This window comes from Paenibacillus typhae, from assembly GCF_900099765.1.
Lineage (GTDB): Bacteria > Bacillota > Bacilli > Paenibacillales > Paenibacillaceae > Paenibacillus_AQ > Paenibacillus_AQ typhae.
Map to the genome: position 1 here is coordinate 75,081 of NZ_FNDX01000015.1, position 17,499 is coordinate 92,579.

At 54.9% G+C, this 17,499-nt stretch carries 13 protein-coding genes; 8 read left to right on the top strand and 5 right to left on the bottom strand.

Translation table 11 applies throughout. The annotated features are described in order from the left end of the window. Positions 1-97: 97 nt before the first annotated feature. On the top strand, positions 98-1,393 hold the full coding sequence (locus BLR64_RS14605) for a stalk domain-containing protein (RefSeq protein ID WP_244157710.1): 1,296 nt from the start codon (positions 98-100) through the stop codon (positions 1,391-1,393). A 98-nt stretch (positions 1,394-1,491) separates the two neighbouring features. Continuing rightward, complete coding sequence (gene def, locus BLR64_RS14610; RefSeq protein ID WP_090715235.1) at positions 1,492-2,049, top strand: peptide deformylase; 558 nt, start codon at positions 1,492-1,494, stop codon at positions 2,047-2,049. A gap of 70 nt (positions 2,050-2,119) precedes the next feature. Here def and BLR64_RS14615 read toward each other — a convergent pair whose 3' ends face one another. Together BLR64_RS14615 and BLR64_RS14620 are read right to left on the bottom strand one after the other, a co-directional pair. Further along, positions 2,120-3,439 (bottom strand): glutamate-1-semialdehyde 2,1-aminomutase, encoded by a 1,320-nt coding sequence (locus tag BLR64_RS14615; RefSeq protein WP_279615466.1) that lies wholly within the window; start codon positions 3,437-3,439, stop codon positions 2,120-2,122. 116 nt (positions 3,440-3,555) lie between these two features. Continuing rightward, positions 3,556-4,608: an LCP family protein gene (locus BLR64_RS14620; protein ID WP_090715191.1), complete on the bottom strand. Its 1,053-nt coding sequence runs from the start codon at positions 4,606-4,608 to the stop codon at positions 3,556-3,558. 130 nt (positions 4,609-4,738) lie between these two features. Between BLR64_RS14620 and bcp the strand changes: the two genes are divergently transcribed. Together bcp and BLR64_RS14630 are read left to right on the top strand one after the other, a co-directional pair. Next, positions 4,739-5,206 (top strand): thioredoxin-dependent thiol peroxidase, encoded by a 468-nt coding sequence (gene bcp / locus BLR64_RS14625; protein ID WP_090715192.1) that lies wholly within the window; start codon positions 4,739-4,741, stop codon positions 5,204-5,206. Positions 5,207-5,325: 119 nt separating this feature from the next. Further along, entirely contained in the window at positions 5,326-9,609 is a 4,284-nt protein-coding gene (locus BLR64_RS14630; protein WP_090715193.1) for a 2-hydroxyacyl-CoA dehydratase, read from the top strand. A gap of 93 nt (positions 9,610-9,702) precedes the next feature. On the opposite strand, the gene BLR64_RS14635 is transcribed toward BLR64_RS14630, so the two are convergent. Next, positions 9,703-10,413 (bottom strand): DinB family protein, encoded by a 711-nt coding sequence (locus tag BLR64_RS14635; protein ID WP_279615467.1) that lies wholly within the window; start codon positions 10,411-10,413, stop codon positions 9,703-9,705. A 219-nt stretch (positions 10,414-10,632) separates the two neighbouring features. Here BLR64_RS14635 and BLR64_RS14640 point away from each other — a divergent pair, with 219 nt between their 5' ends. Continuing rightward, positions 10,633-11,085: a MarR family winged helix-turn-helix transcriptional regulator gene (locus tag BLR64_RS14640; protein ID WP_167360683.1), complete on the top strand. Its 453-nt coding sequence runs from the start codon at positions 10,633-10,635 to the stop codon at positions 11,083-11,085. Further along, positions 11,082-12,614 carry a DHA2 family efflux MFS transporter permease subunit gene (locus BLR64_RS14645; protein WP_090715197.1) on the top strand — a complete coding sequence of 511 codons (1,533 nt, stop codon included), beginning with the start codon at positions 11,082-11,084 and terminating at the stop codon, positions 12,612-12,614. The genes BLR64_RS14640 and BLR64_RS14645 overlap by 4 nt, the downstream gene beginning before the upstream one ends. A gap of 56 nt (positions 12,615-12,670) precedes the next feature. On the opposite strand, the gene BLR64_RS14650 is transcribed toward BLR64_RS14645, so the two are convergent. Continuing rightward, on the bottom strand, positions 12,671-13,627 hold the full coding sequence (locus BLR64_RS14650; RefSeq protein WP_090715199.1) for a helix-turn-helix transcriptional regulator: 957 nt from the start codon (positions 13,625-13,627) through the stop codon (positions 12,671-12,673). Between the two features lie 154 nt (positions 13,628-13,781). Between BLR64_RS14650 and BLR64_RS14655 the strand changes: the two genes are divergently transcribed. After that, the gene (locus tag BLR64_RS14655; RefSeq protein WP_090715201.1) at positions 13,782-15,119 is read left to right on the top strand and encodes an MFS transporter; all 1,338 of its coding nucleotides are present in this window, start codon (positions 13,782-13,784) and stop codon (positions 15,117-15,119) included. Between the two features lie 105 nt (positions 15,120-15,224). Here the strand turns inward: BLR64_RS14655 and BLR64_RS14660 are convergent, their stop codons facing one another. After that, a complete protein-coding gene (locus tag BLR64_RS14660) occupies positions 15,225-15,893 on the bottom strand; it encodes a DedA family protein (RefSeq protein WP_090715202.1) in 669 nt (222 codons plus the stop codon). A 108-nt stretch (positions 15,894-16,001) separates the two neighbouring features. On the opposite strand from BLR64_RS14660, the gene BLR64_RS14665 reads away from it, so the two are divergent. Beyond that, complete coding sequence (locus BLR64_RS14665; RefSeq protein WP_090715204.1) at positions 16,002-17,393, top strand: polysaccharide deacetylase family protein; 1,392 nt, start codon at positions 16,002-16,004, stop codon at positions 17,391-17,393. Positions 17,394-17,499 lie beyond the last annotated feature (106 nt).

Sequence of the window (17,499 nt, forward strand, 5' to 3'; positions counted from 1 at the left end):
ATGGAGCGGGTTTCCGGTTAACGGGAACCCGCTCTTTTGCTGCAGGCCGTTCAGATGATAGAATAGAATTATAACAATGTAGAGGGGTACGATGCTGATGGCATGGAAAAAACTATGGGCCGCCGGAACAAGCGGCATGCTTCTGTTCACTCTGCTGCTTGGTGCAGGGGTTGAGCAGGCTGATGCTGCTGATACGGCGGCAGGGCAGGGAACAGGGCAGGATGTCTTTCGCATCGTGGCGTTAGGGGATTCGATCACAGCCGGTTATGAGCCGGGGATGACGGATCCGAATACGAAACCTTACGGATATGCAGAGCGGCTGCTGGAACAGGGCTGGTATCACGGCAGAAGCGCCCTGAACAATTACGGGATTCTTGGTCTGACCTCGGCCGGCTTACTTAACTATACCGGGGCTATCAAGAACGGCACCGTCATCCCGGCTGAAGGGATTCAGGCAGGCCTGCCCGATCCGCGGATCAGCCAGTTTGCACAGCTGACACCGCAGATCAAGACGGAGCTTGCGGATGCGGATCTGATTACCATTACAATCGGCGGCAATGATGTCAGCAGCCTGTTCCTGAAGGTGAAGGAGCTGGCTTCTGCCGATTTCGAAGCCCAACTGGAGCAGCGGCTGACGGCATACACCACCAATGTAAAGGCAGCACTTGAGAATATCCGGGCGGTCAGTCCTGCTGCAACCATATTGCTTGCGGATCAATACCAGCCGGCTCCCAAAATCGCCCTCGGCGCCAATTATGCCACACTGATGGGTGCCGCGGAACGGTTTACGGCAGCTGCGGATAGCGTCACTGCCAGCCTGAATACGGCGGCCGCCCCGGTAGTGACGGCTCATGTTGCTGCCCGTTTCGCCGGAGTTGAGGCATCGCTGACCCATATTATCGGTGCAGGCGCAGCAGATTTTCATCCCACCCAATTGGGCTATGAGAAGATCGCCAGAGTGTTTGCCGAGCTGGAGTGGGGAGAATACCGTACACCTTCCGCTATAGCAATGACAGGTGCAGGTGCCGCGGCGGCTCCCATGTCGATCGTTGTAAAAGGGGTAGAGCTGAATACCCCGAATAAGCCTATATTGAAGAATGGCCAGAACTTCCTGGCTTTGAAGGATATTTTGAATGCGGTAGGCGCCACGGGTAAATGGGACAACAAAACGTCCAGCGCAACCATTGTTTACGGCGGACGCACGGTCGTCATAACGATCGGGTCCAAGTTTATCAAGGTTAACGGCGTGAATCAGGCGATTGATACCCCGGCATTTCTGCAAAAAGTGGGCAAAGAGGACAAAACGTATCTGCCGCTCGCTGCACTCGCTACCGGACTTGGTTTTGATGTGAACTACAGCAGCAAGCTGCGCACGGCATTTATTAATCCATAACCGGAACATTATTCTTAGAGAATTGTTAACCAGCCAAAAGCAAAGGTGGATGAATTGCGTTGTCTAGTACAAAATTCAAGGCAGACTATATCATTACGATGGATGATATTATTCGTGAGGGCGATCCCGTGCTCCGCAGTGTGGCCGCGCCGGTAGAGCTCCCGCTTGGGGCAGAGGACCGTGAGACGCTTGCATGCATGCTGCAGTTTCTCAAGAACAGCCAGGACCCGGAGCTGTCAGCCAAATATAAGCTGCGTTCCGGCGTAGGGCTGTCTGCGAATCAGATTGGCCTGAAGAAGCGGATGTTCGTTATGTACTCGAAGGATGAAAAAGGCAGAATCGTTGAGCACGCCTGGGTTAATCCGCGGATAATCAGCCATTCGGTCTCTATGGTCTATCTGCCTGAGAGTGAAGGCTGCTTGTCCGTAGACCGGCCGGTGCACGGGTTTGTACCCCGTTATGAAACAGTGAAGGTAAAGGGCTTTGACCTGGAGGGGAAGCCGGTTACCCTGAAATTCAAAGGCTACCAGGCCATCATTATCCAGCATGAAATGGATCACCTCGACGGCGTTATGTTCTATGACCGGATTAATCAGGAGAATCCGTTCAAGCTGCCGCAGGATGTGGAAATCCGCAGCCTGTATGACCTGAAATAGGTATACAAATAACCCGCTGCCGGGCAGGCAGCGGGTTATTTGTATGGAGCAGGATATGATGGCGATCAGATTATTTGTTCTCTGCCGCCATAGCCTGGAAGGACGCTTCAGCCGCCTCCAGAGTAGCATCAATATCAGCATCCGTATGTGCCGTGGTCAGGAACCAGGCCTCGTATTTCGACGGGGCGAGGTTGATGCCGCGGTTTAGCATATGGCGGAAAAAGCTGGCGAACAGCTCGCTGTCTGTATCCTGCGCTTCGTCATAATTCGTAATCGGATGCTCGCAGAAATGGGTGGAGAACGCGCCGCGGATGCGGTTGATCGTCAGGGGGATGCCGTGGCGGCCGGCTGAGGCCTGCAGCCCTTCAGTCAGGCGGATGGCCAGGCGTTCCATTTCGTCATAGACGCCCTCTGCACTAAGCACTTCCAGACAGGCGATCCCTGCCGAGATGGAAGCCGGGTTGCCGGCCATCGTTCCGGCCTGATAGGCCGGTCCCAGCGGAGCGACCTGCTCCATTACATGCTTGCGGCCGCCGTAAGCGCCGATCGGCAGCCCGCCGCCGATGATTTTGCCCAGTGCGGTCAGGTCCGGTGTGATGTCCTCATGATTATCAAGACCGGCATAGGTTTGGGTGGAGCCGTAGTGGAAGCGGAAAGCGGTAATGACCTCATCATAAATGACGAGTGAGCCGTTATCGTGAGCCAGCTTGCACAGCCCTTCAAGGAAGCCGGGCTTCGGCATAACCATACCGAAATTGCCGACAATCGGCTCTACCATAACAGCAGCAACATCCTCGCCCCACTTCTCCAGTGCTTCGCGCAGCCCGTCAAGATCATTGAACGGAACAGTGATGACCTCCTGGGCGATGCTTCCAGGTACTCCGGCGCTGTCCGGAATGCCGAGCGTGGAAGGGCCGGAGCCGGCGGCAACCAGCACGAGGTCGGAATGGCCGTGATAGCAGCCGGCGAATTTTACGATTTTGCTGCGTTTGGTGTAGGCACGGGCCACGCGGATGGTGGTCATTACGGCCTCGGTACCGGAGTTGACGAAGCGGACTTTATCCATCGAAGGGATGGCTTCCTTGAGCATCTTGGCCAGCTTGATTTCAAGCTGGGTTGGCGTACCGTACAGAATGCCGTTCTGCGCGGCTTCCGTGATGGCTGCGGTAATATGCGGATGGGCGTGGCCGGTAATGATCGGACCATATGCCGCAAGATAATCAATGTATTCGTTGCCGTCCTCATCCCAGAAGCGGGAGCCGCTGGCGCGCTTCATGAATACAGGGGCGCCGCCGCCGACAGCCTTGAAGGAACGGGACGGGCTGTTAACCCCGCCGACAATATGCTGGAGGGCTTCCTGGTACAACTGCTCTGAATTACTGCGGTTCATTAAAATCATCCTTTCATACTGCTTGTAGGGGTGTCTTATGTAACTCTAGGCATGGGAACGGGCGAACAACGGGGAATTCCGCTGTCCGCCCGTCCTTTGGCCGAGTGGGGAACTGCTTAGTGGGCTTCTGCTGTTGCAGAAGGGCTGCTCTCAGGAGATGCCTCCGGTGTTGCCGTAGGCTCCGGTTCGGCCATTGCATCCTGCACGAACTGCTTCAGCTCTTCTTCGCTCTTGAACCCGATGACCGAAGCGCCGCCGCTGGTTCTTTCTTCGGTCAGCAGGTCCATTGGCGGGATCTGCTCGCTGCCGCCCATGGAGCTGTCATAACCGACGGTGCCCAGCTTCCACATATCATTCATGTCCAGGTTCGTATCAATGAAAGGGGTAACCTGGGACAGGATCGACGGAAGCTTGATAATGGAGGTGGTGCTGATCACCTTGTCTGCTACGGCTTTCAGGAAGCCGCGCTGGCGCTCTGTCCGGGTGAAATCGGAGGTTGCGTCATGACGGAAGCGCACATATTGCAGCGCCATACTGCCGTCGAGATGCTGGAAGCCTTTTTTGAGATCGATATCGTATTCGGGTCCATCGGCAATGGTCTTGTAGACCATGTCCTTCTCGACCTCATAATCCACACCGCCGACTGCATCAACCAGCGCTATGAAGCCCTGGAAATCTGTATAAACATAATATTGAACCGGGATGCCGAGCAGATCGCTTACGGTCTGCATCGCTACCTCGGGACCATGTGTGATTGCTGTGTTAATGCGCTCCTTGCCAAAGCCTGGAATGTCCACATAGGTGTCACGGAGAATGGAAAACACATAAAACTTCTTCTTAACCGGATCAAGAGAGGCGACCAGCATGGTATCCGAACGCGGAACCTCGCCTTTCTTCACGCCGCGTGCATCGACACCCATAAGCAAAATGTTAACAGGCTCGGTGCCTTCCCATTCAGGAGGCTGTGTAATTTCGGCTGAAGGTGTGGGGACAGCTGCGAACGGTGAATCTTCTCCGGTCTTATGCAGATTGTCCAGCTGGGTGTAAAGACTGGTAAAGTAGTAAGCGGCGCCGCCGGCAATCAGGAGAAGTATAATGGCCAGAGTCCAGAGCAGCGGTTTCTTTTTTGACTTGCCGGCTTTTGCGTGCCGGTTCTTTCTTGGAGGCATTTCGTTCTTCCTTTCGCATTCACATTCTCTACATTATAATTTCTTTTAGGAATACAAGCAATTTCGGAATATTCCACCAAAATGTTTAGCACAATCGTAAAGTAAAGCAACTGATAGGAGTGGTATACATATGACAAAACCAATCGAAATCGGACAGCAGGTCCCTGACTTTACGCTTCCAGCATCCACAGGCGGCACTATCAGCCTGAGCCAGTATCTTGGACGCAAGGTGCTGCTTTATTTTTATCCCAAAAATATGACTCCCGCCTGCACCCAGGAGGCCTGCGAATTCCGTGATGCCCATGATGAGATTTCCGCCCGGGGAGCGGTCCTGCTGGGGATCAGCCCGGACAGCCTGGCCTCACACGGCAGGTTCACAGAGAAGAACAGCCTGCCCTTTCCGTTATTGTCGGATGAAGAGCACCGGGTAAGTGAAATGTTCGGCGTGTGGCAGCTCAAAAAGCTGTACGGCAAGGAATTTATGGGGATTGTGCGCTCAACCTTCCTGATTGATGAACAGGGGAAACTGGCGGCAGAGTGGCGCAAAATCCGTGTTAAGGGCCATGTGGAAAAGGCGTTGGATGAGCTTGCGAAATAATTAAGTATGCTGGTAATGATTTGTATTTGTCTGTAACATTTTTAACAGCCTTTATAAGGCGCTCTCATGATATAGTTGCCTCATATTACTTCAAATTTGGAGCAAGGCAAGGGGATGGCATGATGATGCGTATAGGGCTTGATGTCGGATCAACTACGGCCAAATTGGTTGTTATGGAACGGAATACCATTGTTTATCAGGACTATGTCAGACATTTCAGTGATATAAAAAAAGCCGCCCTGTCCCTCCTGTCCGCTGTCCGGGACAGGTTTCCGGACAGGAAGGCGGCACTTGCTGTAAGCGGTTCCTCGGGAATGTCCTTATCCAAGCTTGGCGGAATCCCCTTTGTTCAGGAGGTCATTGCCTGCACCAAAGCGATCAGTGAGCTGATCCCGCAGTGCGACACGGCCATTGAGCTTGGCGGGGAGGATGCCAAGATTATTTATTTAAACGGCGGGATCGAGCAGCGGATGAATACGGCCTGTGCAGGAGGCACAGGGGCGTTCATCGACCAGATGGCTGCGCTGCTGCAGACGGACCCGGGCGGCCTGAATACGCTCGCTGAGAAGCATGAACGGATCTATCCGATTGCTTCCCGCTGCGGGGTGTTCGCCAAAAGTGACGTGCAGCCGCTGCTTAATGAAGGGGCGCAGCGCGAGGATATCGCCGCTTCGATCTTCCAGAGCATTGTGAACCAGACGATCAGCGGACTGGCCTGCGGCCGTCCGATCCGCGGCCGGGTGGCTTTTTTGGGCGGTCCGCTGACCTTCCTGCCTGTACTGCGGGAACTGTTCGCGAAGACGCTTGGCCTTAATGAAGGTGAGGTGCTGTTTCCGGAGCGCTCCCAGTATTTTGTGGCTATCGGCTCGGCGCTCTCGCAGGCGGAGCCGCTTGTCCTGCCGCTGGCAGACTGGATTTCCCGGATTGCCGCAGTCGATTTCAAGGCTGACCGCGCCGAGGATGCCGAGCTGCCGCCTTTGTTCGAAACGGCCGGAGATCTGGCCGAATTCCGGCAGCGCCACGGCAGGGCTGCGGTTAAGCGTGCCGAACTGGCGGATTACAGCGGACCCTGCTACCTGGGCATCGACGCAGGCTCGACAACCACCAAGCTGGTTATCACCGGCAGCGATGATCAGATTCTGTACACCTCATACGGAAGCAACAAGGGCAATCCGCTGCAGTCGGTCAGTGATGCACTGAAGGAGATCTACCGGCTGCTGCCGGCGGACTGTTATATCGCCGGCTCCTATGCGACCGGATACGGTGAAGGCCTGATTAAGGCTGCGCTGCGGACAGACGGCGGCGAGGTGGAGACGGTTGCCCATTATAAGGCAGCTTCTAAATTCATGCCTGAGGTTGATTTCATTCTTGATATCGGCGGACAGGATATGAAGTGCATCAAGATCCGCGGGGGAGCCATCGACAGCCTGATGCTGAATGAGGCCTGCTCGGCGGGCTGCGGCTCTTTTCTGGAGAGCTTCGCTTCCGCTCTGGAGCTGGGCATCGCCGAATTTGCCAAGGCTGCACTGGAATCAAGCAAGCCGGTTAACCTCGGCTCGCGCTGCACCGTATTCATGAACTCCAAAGTGAAGCAGGTACAGAAGGAAGGCGCTTCGCTGGCTGATCTTTCGGCCGGCCTGGCTTACTCGGTGATTAAGAATGCCCTGCAAAAGGTCATTAAAATCCGGAATAGCGAGGATCTGGGGCGCAATATTATTGTGCAGGGCGGAACCTTCTATAATGAGGCTGTGCTGAGGGTATTCGAGCTGCTGACCGGCAGAACAGTGGTGCGGCCGGACATTGCCGGAGTCATGGGTGCCTACGGCTGCGCCCTGCTGGCCAAGGAACAGGCCGTTCCCGGCGGAGTGAGCTCGCTGCTCGGGCCGGAGGAGCTTGAGGCCTTTACCTGTCAGGTTTCCCCGGGCCGCTGCGGATTGTGCGCCAACAACTGCGCACTGACCATCAGCCGCTTCCCGGATAAGAGCTTCCATGTGACCGGCAACCGCTGTGAACGCGGTGCAGGCGGCAAGAAGACCAGGAACACGCTGCCCAATCTGATGCAGTATAAGTATGAACGGTTTTTTGATTATGAAGGGCTGCCTGAAGAGCAGGCAGAACGTGGTGTTGTAGGCCTCCCGCGCACGATGAACATGTTCGAGAACTACCCGTTCTGGCATACCTTTTTCACCAGCTTGCGTTACCGCACGGTCCTGTCCCCCAAATCCGGCAAAAAGCTCTTCGAAAGCGGAATGGACACCATTCCTTCCGAGTCGATCTGCTATCCGGCCAAAATGGCCCATGGTCATGTGCAGAGCCTGGTCGGCAAAGGGGTAGATTTTATCTTTTATCCGGCGGTTGTCTACGAGAAGAAGGAAGACGACGCGGCGACGAACCATTTCAACTGCCCGGTGGTCGCCTCCTATCCCGAGGTCATCCGCAACAATATGGACAGCCTGAAGGAAAAGGGGGTCCCGCTGGTCAGCCCGTTCCTGACCTTTGACGATATTAATGCCCTGACCAAAGGACTGATGAAGACCTTTACCGGCATTCCGCGGGAAGAGATTGCAGCAGCTGTTCAGGCAGGGCTGGCTGAAGCGGAGCAAGCCAAAAGGGATGTGCGCACCAAGGGCGAGGAGACGCTGGTATTCCTCAGCGAGACAGGGACCAAGGGCATTCTACTATGCGGGCATCCCTATCATGCCGATCCGGAGATCAACCACGGCATTGCCGATATGATCACCGGTATGGGGCTTGCTGTGCTTACCGAGGATTCGGTCTGCCATTTGGACCGCAGTGAAGGCGACGTGGCGGTGGTTAATCAATGGACCTATCATGCGCGGATGTACCGCGCCGCCCGGCTCGCCTCGGCCCGCAAGGATCTTGAGCTGGTCCAGCTGACCTCCTTCGGCTGCGGCATCGATGCCATTACCTGCGATGCCGTGCAGGAGATCATGGAGCGGCACAACAAGGTGTATACACTGATCAAGATTGATGAGATCAGCAATCTGGGGGCAGCCCGCATCCGGCTGCGATCGCTACTGGCTGCAATACGTGAACGCGAGAAGAGCGAGGTGCAGCCGCAGCTGCTCTATAAAACTCCGGCCAATATCACCTTTACCAAAGAAATGAAGGATACCTATACCATTCTGTCGCCGCAAATGTCACCGGTGCACTTTGAATTGTTTGAACGCGTCTTCCGGGATGCCGGTTACCGGCTCAAGATACTGGAGACTACCGGACCGCAGGAGACGGAGGAAGGGCTGCGCTATGTGAACAATGACGCCTGCTATCCGGCAATTGTCACCATCGGGCAAATTCTGTCAGCGCTTAAAAGCGGTGATTATGACCTGAACCGCACAGCAGTTATCATGTCACAGACAGGCGGCGGCTGCCGGGCAACCAATTACATCTCGCTGCTGCGCAAGGCCCTCAAGGACTCCGGCCTGGGGCATGTTCCGGTTATCTCGCTCAATGCTTCAGGCATGGAAAACCAGCCCGGCTTCAAGATCAGCCTCAAGCTGGCCAACCGGCTGGTTGCCGCAGCCTGCTACGGCGATCTGATGATGCGGCTGCTGCACCGGTTCCGGCCGTACGAGCAGATTCCGGGTAGCGCCGAAGCGCTATACCGCAAGGGAATGGAGCGCTGTAAGAGCAGCCTGTCGACCTTCTCATTCCGGGAATACAAACGGCTGGTCCGGGAGATTGTCGCTGAGTTCTGCCGCCTGCCTGTGCATGATTACGAAAAGCCGAAGGTGGGCATTGTAGGCGAAATTCTGATCAAATTCCATCCGGATGCCAACAACCGGATCATTGAGATGATAGAAGCGGAGGGCGGCGAAGCGGTGATGCCGGACTTCCTGGACTTTATTTTCTACTGTATCTACAATCCGATTTACAAGGCTGAGCAGTTCGGGAAGAGCAAGAAGCTGGGCTATATCAATCCGATGCTGATCTCTTATCTGGAGATTTACCGCAGGCCGGTGAAGGTGGCGCTGGAGGAGGCGGGCCTGGCGAAGAGCCGCGAGAATATTTACGGGCTGGCCGAGAAGGCAAGCCGGCTTGTATCGGTCGGCAACCAGATGGGCGAGGGCTGGTTCCTGACGGCGGAGATGATGGATCTGCTGGACAACGGGGTGAACAACATTGTCTGCATCCAGCCGTTTGCCTGCCTGCCGAATCATATCACGGGCCGCGGAACCATCAAAGGGCTGAAGGAGCTGTACCCGGGAGCGAATATCGCGGCGATTGATTATGATGCCGGCGTCAGTGTAGTGAACCAGGCGAACCGGATCAAGCTGATGATGTCCATAGCAAGTGAGCTGGCCGGCGGCACGAAGGCCAGACAGGCGGCCGGCCGCCTGGGTAAGCCGGTTAAGCTGGGGACCTTTAGCAGCGGGGTTTGAGCCGGTTCTATGTGAAGCTAAAAGCTCGACAAAATTACACAAAAAGCGGAGCAGGAAGATTCCCTGCCCCGCTTTTTTGCTGCCTTTTTCACTCTATGGGGAAACCGGCTGCTTCTGCAGCTTCAGCTTGGCCTTCATCGCCTTGTTCAGATGCAGGAAGTTATGCCTGGTGGCCGGCATCAGCACCAGACCGGCTGCGGTTTTGCCGCCCCAGTAATCGAGCAGCCATTGCTCTGAAGCTTTGACAGCCTCCTGTTCACTGACCTGTCTAAGCCGTGATGCATCTACTTTAGCCTTCAGCTCAGCAGCGCTTAGTCCGGAAATAAGGGAACGGGTCCGCGCGGCAACGGTCAGCCTGTAGTCTTTTAATGCCTCAAAAGACAGATCCGCACTCAGTTCGGCAATCTCTGCCTCGTTCATCCCGTTGCCCGAATGGCTGGCACGCGTATTCAGTTTCTCCGCAAATCCTCCGCTGTGCAGCACCTGCTCCCTGCCTGCGACGAGAATATTCATCGTGATGTCTTCAATCCGCGCAGCGTGCCACAGATGCCAGGCGATAGAGTTCCTGCTGGCTGTTGTATGTACCGGGTAAGTGCGGAAAGCCTGCTCTGTAAGGCCGCTTAAAATTTCATCTTCATAAGTCCTTTGTCCGGAAGACTCAGCTCCCGAGGCATACAGCCAGCGGTGCTGTTCCAGAAATAACGCCACAGCCTCAAGGTGCTGATCAGGCCGGGCCAGCATTCCCGTTAGCGTCTTGTGCTTCACATTCCACATTTTCCGCTGCTCAAGATTCAACAGATTCACCGTCTTTCCATAAAATCCCTTCCCTCTTGAATTATAAATAAGAACCGGTCACAAGTAATCAAAAAAATGTGAAAGTAAAGAGGATAAATGTGTAAATGTATTCCGACAGCATCAATATTTTCAGAAAATTTCAGCAAAATGTTGACGGAGAAATACGTAAAGAGTAAAATAGTTCGTATACGAAATATTAAACAATGAATGAATAAGCGGGGGATTAGGTTGGAGGAAAAAGAACAGCAGCTGGATCATATTCTGTCTTCTTTCCGCTGCATCACCCATAATTACCAGCAGCTTTTGTGGAAGGATGCAGAAGAGCTCAATGTCACATCCACACAGCTGATGGTGCTGCGCAAGCTGGCGCTGCATCCCGATATCGGCATCACTGAGCTTGCGGATCTGCTGCACTTAGGCAACAGCGCTGCAAGCGGGGTGGTGGACCGGATGGTTAAGGCGGGCCTGCTCACACGGCAGCGCTCGGAAGCCGACAGACGGATTGTGCAGCTGGCGGTAACGGACAAGGGACAGGAAATCAGGGAGCGCAGCAAGCAGTCGATCCGAAAGCATCTGCAGCCCCTGGAGAATATTCCTGCCGAGGATGTCAAAGAACTGCTGCGTCTGCATGGGGAAATCATTAAAATCTTAGTCCAAGGGAGAGAAAATAAGTCATTATGAGTACAATACATGCTAACGCTGCGGGCGGCGCCAAGGCGATCCGCAGGGGCCCTATTATCGCCGCGCTGCTGATCGGTGCTTTTGTCGCGCTGCTGAATCAGACGCTGATGAACGTCGCCCTCCCCAAGATGATGGAGGATCTGAATATTGTGGCCAATACGGCTCAATGGCTGACAACCGGCTTCATGCTGGTGAATGGGGTATTAATCCCGATCAGCGCCTATCTGGTAGAGAAGTTTACCACCAGGCAGCTGTTTATTACGTCAATGATCCTGTTTTCGATAGGTACGCTGATTTGCGCGATCGGAACAGGCTTTGAAATGATTATGGTCGGCCGTGTCGTACAGGCGGTCGGGGCAGGCATTCTGATGCCGCTGATGAATATTGTGTTCCTGCGCATCTTCCCGATTGAAGAGCGCGGTAAGGCGATGGGGCTGATGGCAGTCGCGATGATTTTTGCCCCGGCGGTTGGACCGACACTGTCCGGCTGGGTAGTACAGAACTATTCGTGGCGCGTGCTGTTCTATATCGTACTGCCGCTGGCCATTTTCTCCACTCTGCTGGGGATGAAGGCCATGCAGAATGTAGGGCAGCTGACTTCTCCGAAGCTTGATAAAATCGGGATCATCCTGTCGACGCTCGGGTTTGGCGGACTGCTGTACGGCTTCAGTGATGCCGGAACCGACGGCTGGAAAAGTGCGACGGTTATTATCTGCCTGATTCTTGGGGCAGTGGCGCTGGTGCTGTTTGTATGGCGTGAGCTTACGACCGACAAGCCGCTGCTGGAGTTCCGGATTTTCCGTTACAATATGTATTCCCTGACTACGGTAATCAACATTATTGTAACCATGGCGATGTACGCCGGTATGATTCTGCTGCCGATTTACCTGCAGACAATCCGCGGCTTTACGCCGATGGAATCCGGTCTGATGCTGCTGCCGGGCGCCATCCTGATGGGGATTATGTCTCCGATCACCGGCATTATTTTCGACAAGATCGGGGCAAGATGGCTGGCTGTTATCGGTCTCCTGATTACCACGATTACGACTTGGGAATTCAGCCAAATCTCTGACACAACAACCTATACGCATCTGATCCTGACCTATACTGCCCGGATGTTCGGGATGTCCATGCTGATGATGCCGATTGTGACAGCCGGACTTAACCAGCTGCCGCAGCGGCTCAGCTCCCATGGCACGGCAATGTCGAATACACTGCGCACAGTCGGCGGGGCGCTCGGTATGGCTCTCTTTGTCAGCCTGATGACCAACCGCACGAAGAGCAATATTACAGATGCAATTACCAGCGGTGCTGTATCACAGACCGATAAGGCAGCGATGCTCAAGCTTACACAGGAAGCAACAATCAACGGGATTACTCATGCGTTTACGGTTGCTACCTGGGTAACGGCAGTGGCCCTGGTGCTGGCCTTGTTCATCAAGAAGACTTCACCGCAGGCAGACTTTATCAACACAGAGGAAGCTGAGGCTGGAGCCGCAGGCAGCTTTAAAACTCAAGCGGTAAAATAACCATAAAAAACGGGACACCCCGCAGCCAGCCAGGCCGCTTAGGGTATCCCGTTTTTTTATGTTTTCCCCGAGTCTCCGCATGAGCTATAAACAGCGGCAATGCCGGTGGCTATTTCGCCCAGTCTGCGCCGGATATGCTCGGGCTCCAGTACTTCGGCTAAGGGGCCAAAGCCGAGAAGGAAGCCGTAGAGCCAGTTATCTTCGGGATAATAGACGGTCACCGTATAGCCGCCGTCTCCGTCTGGATGCAGCTCGCTGTAGTCAAAATAGTCTTCCGCAAGATGCCTGCCTGCAGCCGGAAAATGCAGCACAACAGGCGTTGTGCCTGAAGGGTCAGCCCATCCGCTGCTCCAGGGCAGCTCCTTCACAGGAATGTCCTGGCGGACATAACGGCGCTCCTCCTTGACCAGAGATTTCATGCGGAGCAGCTTGAACAGCCTGAAATCACCGCGCTCTGAACAGAAGCCGTACAAGTACCATGACGGGCCTTTCAGCACCAGTGTGTAAGGCTCTACCGAACGCCGGCTTACTGCACCGCTGGCAGCAACATATTCGAATGTGACAGCTACAGATTCCTCAAGCGCCTCCTTAAGCAGCGCCAGCCGCTCTTCCAGCGGCTTCTGCATTCCCCAGGGGGAGAAATCGACAACCAGCTGTGCGGTTTTGCTGCGGAAGGCGGCGGATTGGGAGGGAGGGATGACACTGCTGATTTTTTCCATGAGCAGCGAATGCTCTCCCCCGCCATAAGAGGACACGCTCTGCAGTGCGGTAAAAATATCAGCCAGCTCATGCTCGGTCAGCAGGTTGCGGTCCAGCCGGTACCCTTCCATTAATCCGATTCCGCCGCCTGCGCCCTGGTACGTCACGACCGGGATTCCGGCACCGTTAATGCTTTCAATATCCCGGTAGATGGTGCGAACGGATACCTCGAACATATCGGCAAGCTCCTTCGCCTGGATCAGAGGACGGTTAATCAGAAGGATCACGATGGAGAGCAGGCGGTCTATTTTCACGGAAGGGCACCTCTTTATCGATAAAATTCCGGCACAGCGGTCAACAACCATTCTATATTTTACGCGGGGGAAAGAAAAGAAGGCATTGCCATCACCAATAAATTCGATTAATATCTAATTAGATATTACATTAATTAGATTGTGGGGGTTTGCGATGAACAGAAGGATTGCCGGTCCGGGCATGCGGCAGCTGAAGGGCTACTCCAGATTATTTGCTGCCGGGCTGGTCAACGGAATCGGTGACCGTTTCAGCAGTGTAGCGATGCTGGCACTCGTCCTGCAGCTGACAGGATCGGGAATGGCAGTAGGAATCTCGCTTGGAGTCAGAGTGCTGCCTTATTTGTTTATGGCTCCCCTGGGGGGACTCTTGGCAGCCAGGCTGCCGCGCAAGGCCATTATGATTGCCGTCGATCTGCTGCGTGTACCGGTCGCACTGTCCTTTCTGCTGGTGGACGGGGAGGACCGGCTGTGGCTGCTGTATGCCGGCAGTTTTATTATGGCTGCCGGAGAGGCTGTTTACAGTCCTGTACGCAAATCCTCCATTCCGCTGCTTGCTGATGCCTCCGCACTGCTGCGAATAAACGGTCTGGAGCAGCTGATGAACGGCAGCGTACTGATCCTCGGCGCCTTTATCGGCGGTGTGGTATCGCTGTGGTTTGGTCCCGATATGGCTTTTGTCATGAATGCCTTGTCCTTCCTGGCAGCGGCTATGCTTCTGTGGGGGATTTCGTTTCCGCAGACTGAGGCGGCGGGCAGGACAGGACGGAAGAAGCCTGAGGCTTCCGCAGCGTCTGCGGACAGAGAAAGAGGGAGGACAGGAGCGGCTGGTGAGTCTGTGAAGGGAAAGCAGACTGACAAAGGCCGTCTGCAGACCCTTACATTTGTGGCCCGGGGCAGTCTGGCGCTGCAGATTGTAATCGCCTATGAGCTTCTGGTGCCGGTGATCAACGGGTGGGATAATGTGCTGATCAGTGTGTATGCGGTGCAGGAGTTTCATGCCGGGGATGCCGGAGTGGGCGCGTTCTATGCAGCGCTTGGAATTGGGCTGAGCCTCAGCTTTTTTGCGGGAAGGCTGCTGACCAAGCGGCTGCTGGCAGCAGCGCTCACCGGACTTCTGCTGGAGGGAATCCTGCTGATGGCCATCAGCAGCAGCGGGAATTTCCTGCAGGCATTCTTCCTGTACATTCTGCTCGCTCTGGCCGGCGGTGCCGGCAATGCCTGTCTGGATACTTTAGTCATGCGCGAAACGCCGCCCCGGCTGCAGCCGGTTATCTTTGGCATGCTGTCCGCTGCCAGCGGCACGCTGCTTGGCCTGTCCATGCTCGGGGCAGGCTGGATGCTGGATTATGTGGAGCCAAGAATGCTCGGCTTTGCGGGCGGAGCCGGATTCGCAGCCATCGCGTTGCTGCTGGCCGGATATGCCGCCTTGCGTGCAAGAATGGGCCTTACCGTTAGCGGTACCAATAGAAGAGGGAGGGCAGGTGAAGGGTGAGAACGGTAACCTTTCAGCGGGGAACCGTGCCCGCAGGTCAACAGCCGCTGCGTATCACGGAAGTTTCCGGCGCAGGGCTGTTTTTCATACAGGGTGTGGTGTGGTTTAGCGCTCCTTGGATGTTTCTTTCAGCTTGGTCTTCAGTTCAAGCTCAGGGCTGCGCCGCAATAGCCGGACAGTCAGGATGCGCCGGTAGCGAAGCAGAACAATCAGCGCGGCAAGTAAGGCGACCCCGGAGACAATCCAGAGCGCGTACAGCTCAAACAGGTGGAAGATGCCCATCCACTGCGGGCCGAACACTTTTCCGATACCGAGAAACAGGATGACCCAGATTAGGGCCCCGCCGTAGGCGTACAAAGCGAACTTCCGGAAGGGCAGGGCGATAATGCCGGCAAAATAACCGGTAAAATGCCGGACGCCGGGAATAAAATAGCCGATGGAAATCAGGAAGCTCCCGTAACGCTCGAACCAGCGCTGTGTTTTATCCAGTTTGGCCGGCGAGAACAGGAACCATTTACCGTACCGCTGGATGAAGGGAAGCCCCGCTTTTAGCCCGATGAAATAAGTGATCGTCATGCCTGCAGTCGTCCCTGCAAACGCCACAACGACCAGAGTCAGAAAATCGAGCCTTCCGGTATAAGAGAGGAATCCGGCAAAGGCCATCGTGGTTTCCCCCGGAAAAGGCAGTGCCACAAACTCCAGCAAAAGCCCGAAGAACAATACATTATAGCCATAATTGGCGAACAGCTCCTGAATCCACTTCAGCATTTCCATAATAAAGTCACTCTCCAAAGGCAGCGCGCCTAATTCTATTTCGATGCTTGTCTTCATACAATCTACCAAACAGGTACCAAAGCCAATAGAATGCTGGAGGTAGAGAAGATGAACGGTAGCAAAAGAACTCTGATCCGCCGGATTGCCATCCGCGGGTTAATTGCTATGGCGGTTGTAATATTTGTTTTGACCGGTTGGGGCATACAGTCCTTCCCTGAGCGGAAGCCTGTCTCTATGCAGGCCGGTGTTGCCGTACCTGTTCTCTCTAAGAATAATCTTCCGGCTGCCGTGAAGCAAGATTTGAGCGCGCCGGCTGTAGTCCGTCTGAATCGTGCGGATCTGGAAACAGACGGGAAGGTGCAGGCCTCTGGGGCAGGGACGGTTCCTTCGGTACAGCAAGAGACGGCTGCAGCTGCGGTACAGAAGGTCAATAAAAAGGCAGGGCAAAAGACGGTCTACCTCACCTTCGATGACGGGCCCAGCAATGTCACACCGGCCGTGCTGGAGATTCTGCGGAAGCAGGATGTAAAGGCGACCTTTTTTGTGCTGGGGCAGCAGGCCAAAAGCCATCCTGAGCTGATCAACGCTATCTGGGAGCAGGGGCATGTCATCGGCAATCACACCTATAATCATAATTACCATGAATTATATAGCGGATTCACGGAATTCTGGAGACAGATTAAACAGACTGAAGAGGTAGTACGGGAAATAACAGGCATCCGGCCTCAGCTGGTACGTGCACCAGGCGGTACGTACGGGCATTTTGACGCTACTTATTTCGAGCTGTTAAAAGAGGCGGGATACACCGTCATGGACTGGACCGTGGACAGCGGGGATTCCAAAAGAAAGGGTGTACCGGCGGCGGAAATCCTGCAGGAGTCGGTGTCACTGAAGGGCTCCCGGATTATTCTGCTGCTTCACGACGGAGCGGGACATGGGGAGAGCGCCAAAGCGCTGCCGGACATTATTGCCCGTTATAAGGCTGCAGGCTACAGCTTCGGTGTACTGGATGCAGCTCAGGAGCCGGTACAGTTTAGGGTGTCGGCTACTGCGGCAGCGGCAGGGCGGACCAGACCGTCTGCGGCCTGGATCGCTTCGAATATTGTACCGAATGAGGGGCTGTTTGGGCCCGGAAAGCCGCTTATGCTGGAGGTCGGCAAACTGGAGGTAAAGCTGGATCCGGGGGAATTCAGGATCAGCAATGGCCAGTATATAGTTCCGCTAAGGGCCGTAATTGAGCGGTTGGGAGGCCGTGTCGGCTGGGATACGGTGAGCCGGAGCGGCAGCGTGTACTGGAACGGCCGTGAGGTGAATGCGGATGCTGCGAATAAGCGCCTTACCCTCACTTCGGGTGATGGAACGCTTATAACGAGAAATTCGGATATAGAGCTGATCGGTTCATCCCTGTGGCTTCCGCTGCGTGATCTGCTGGAGGAGGCGGGCCACCCTCTGCTGGAGGTTAGGGTAACGGAGGAGGAGCGGCGGGTAAAGGCCCTTTGAGCATATGACCATCAAAAAAATAACCGCCCCTGATGCCGAATGGGCATCAGGGGTTTGGGCACCCTTTTACGTGGGAAGAATAGATAATAGTAGGCTCTTGTATGCT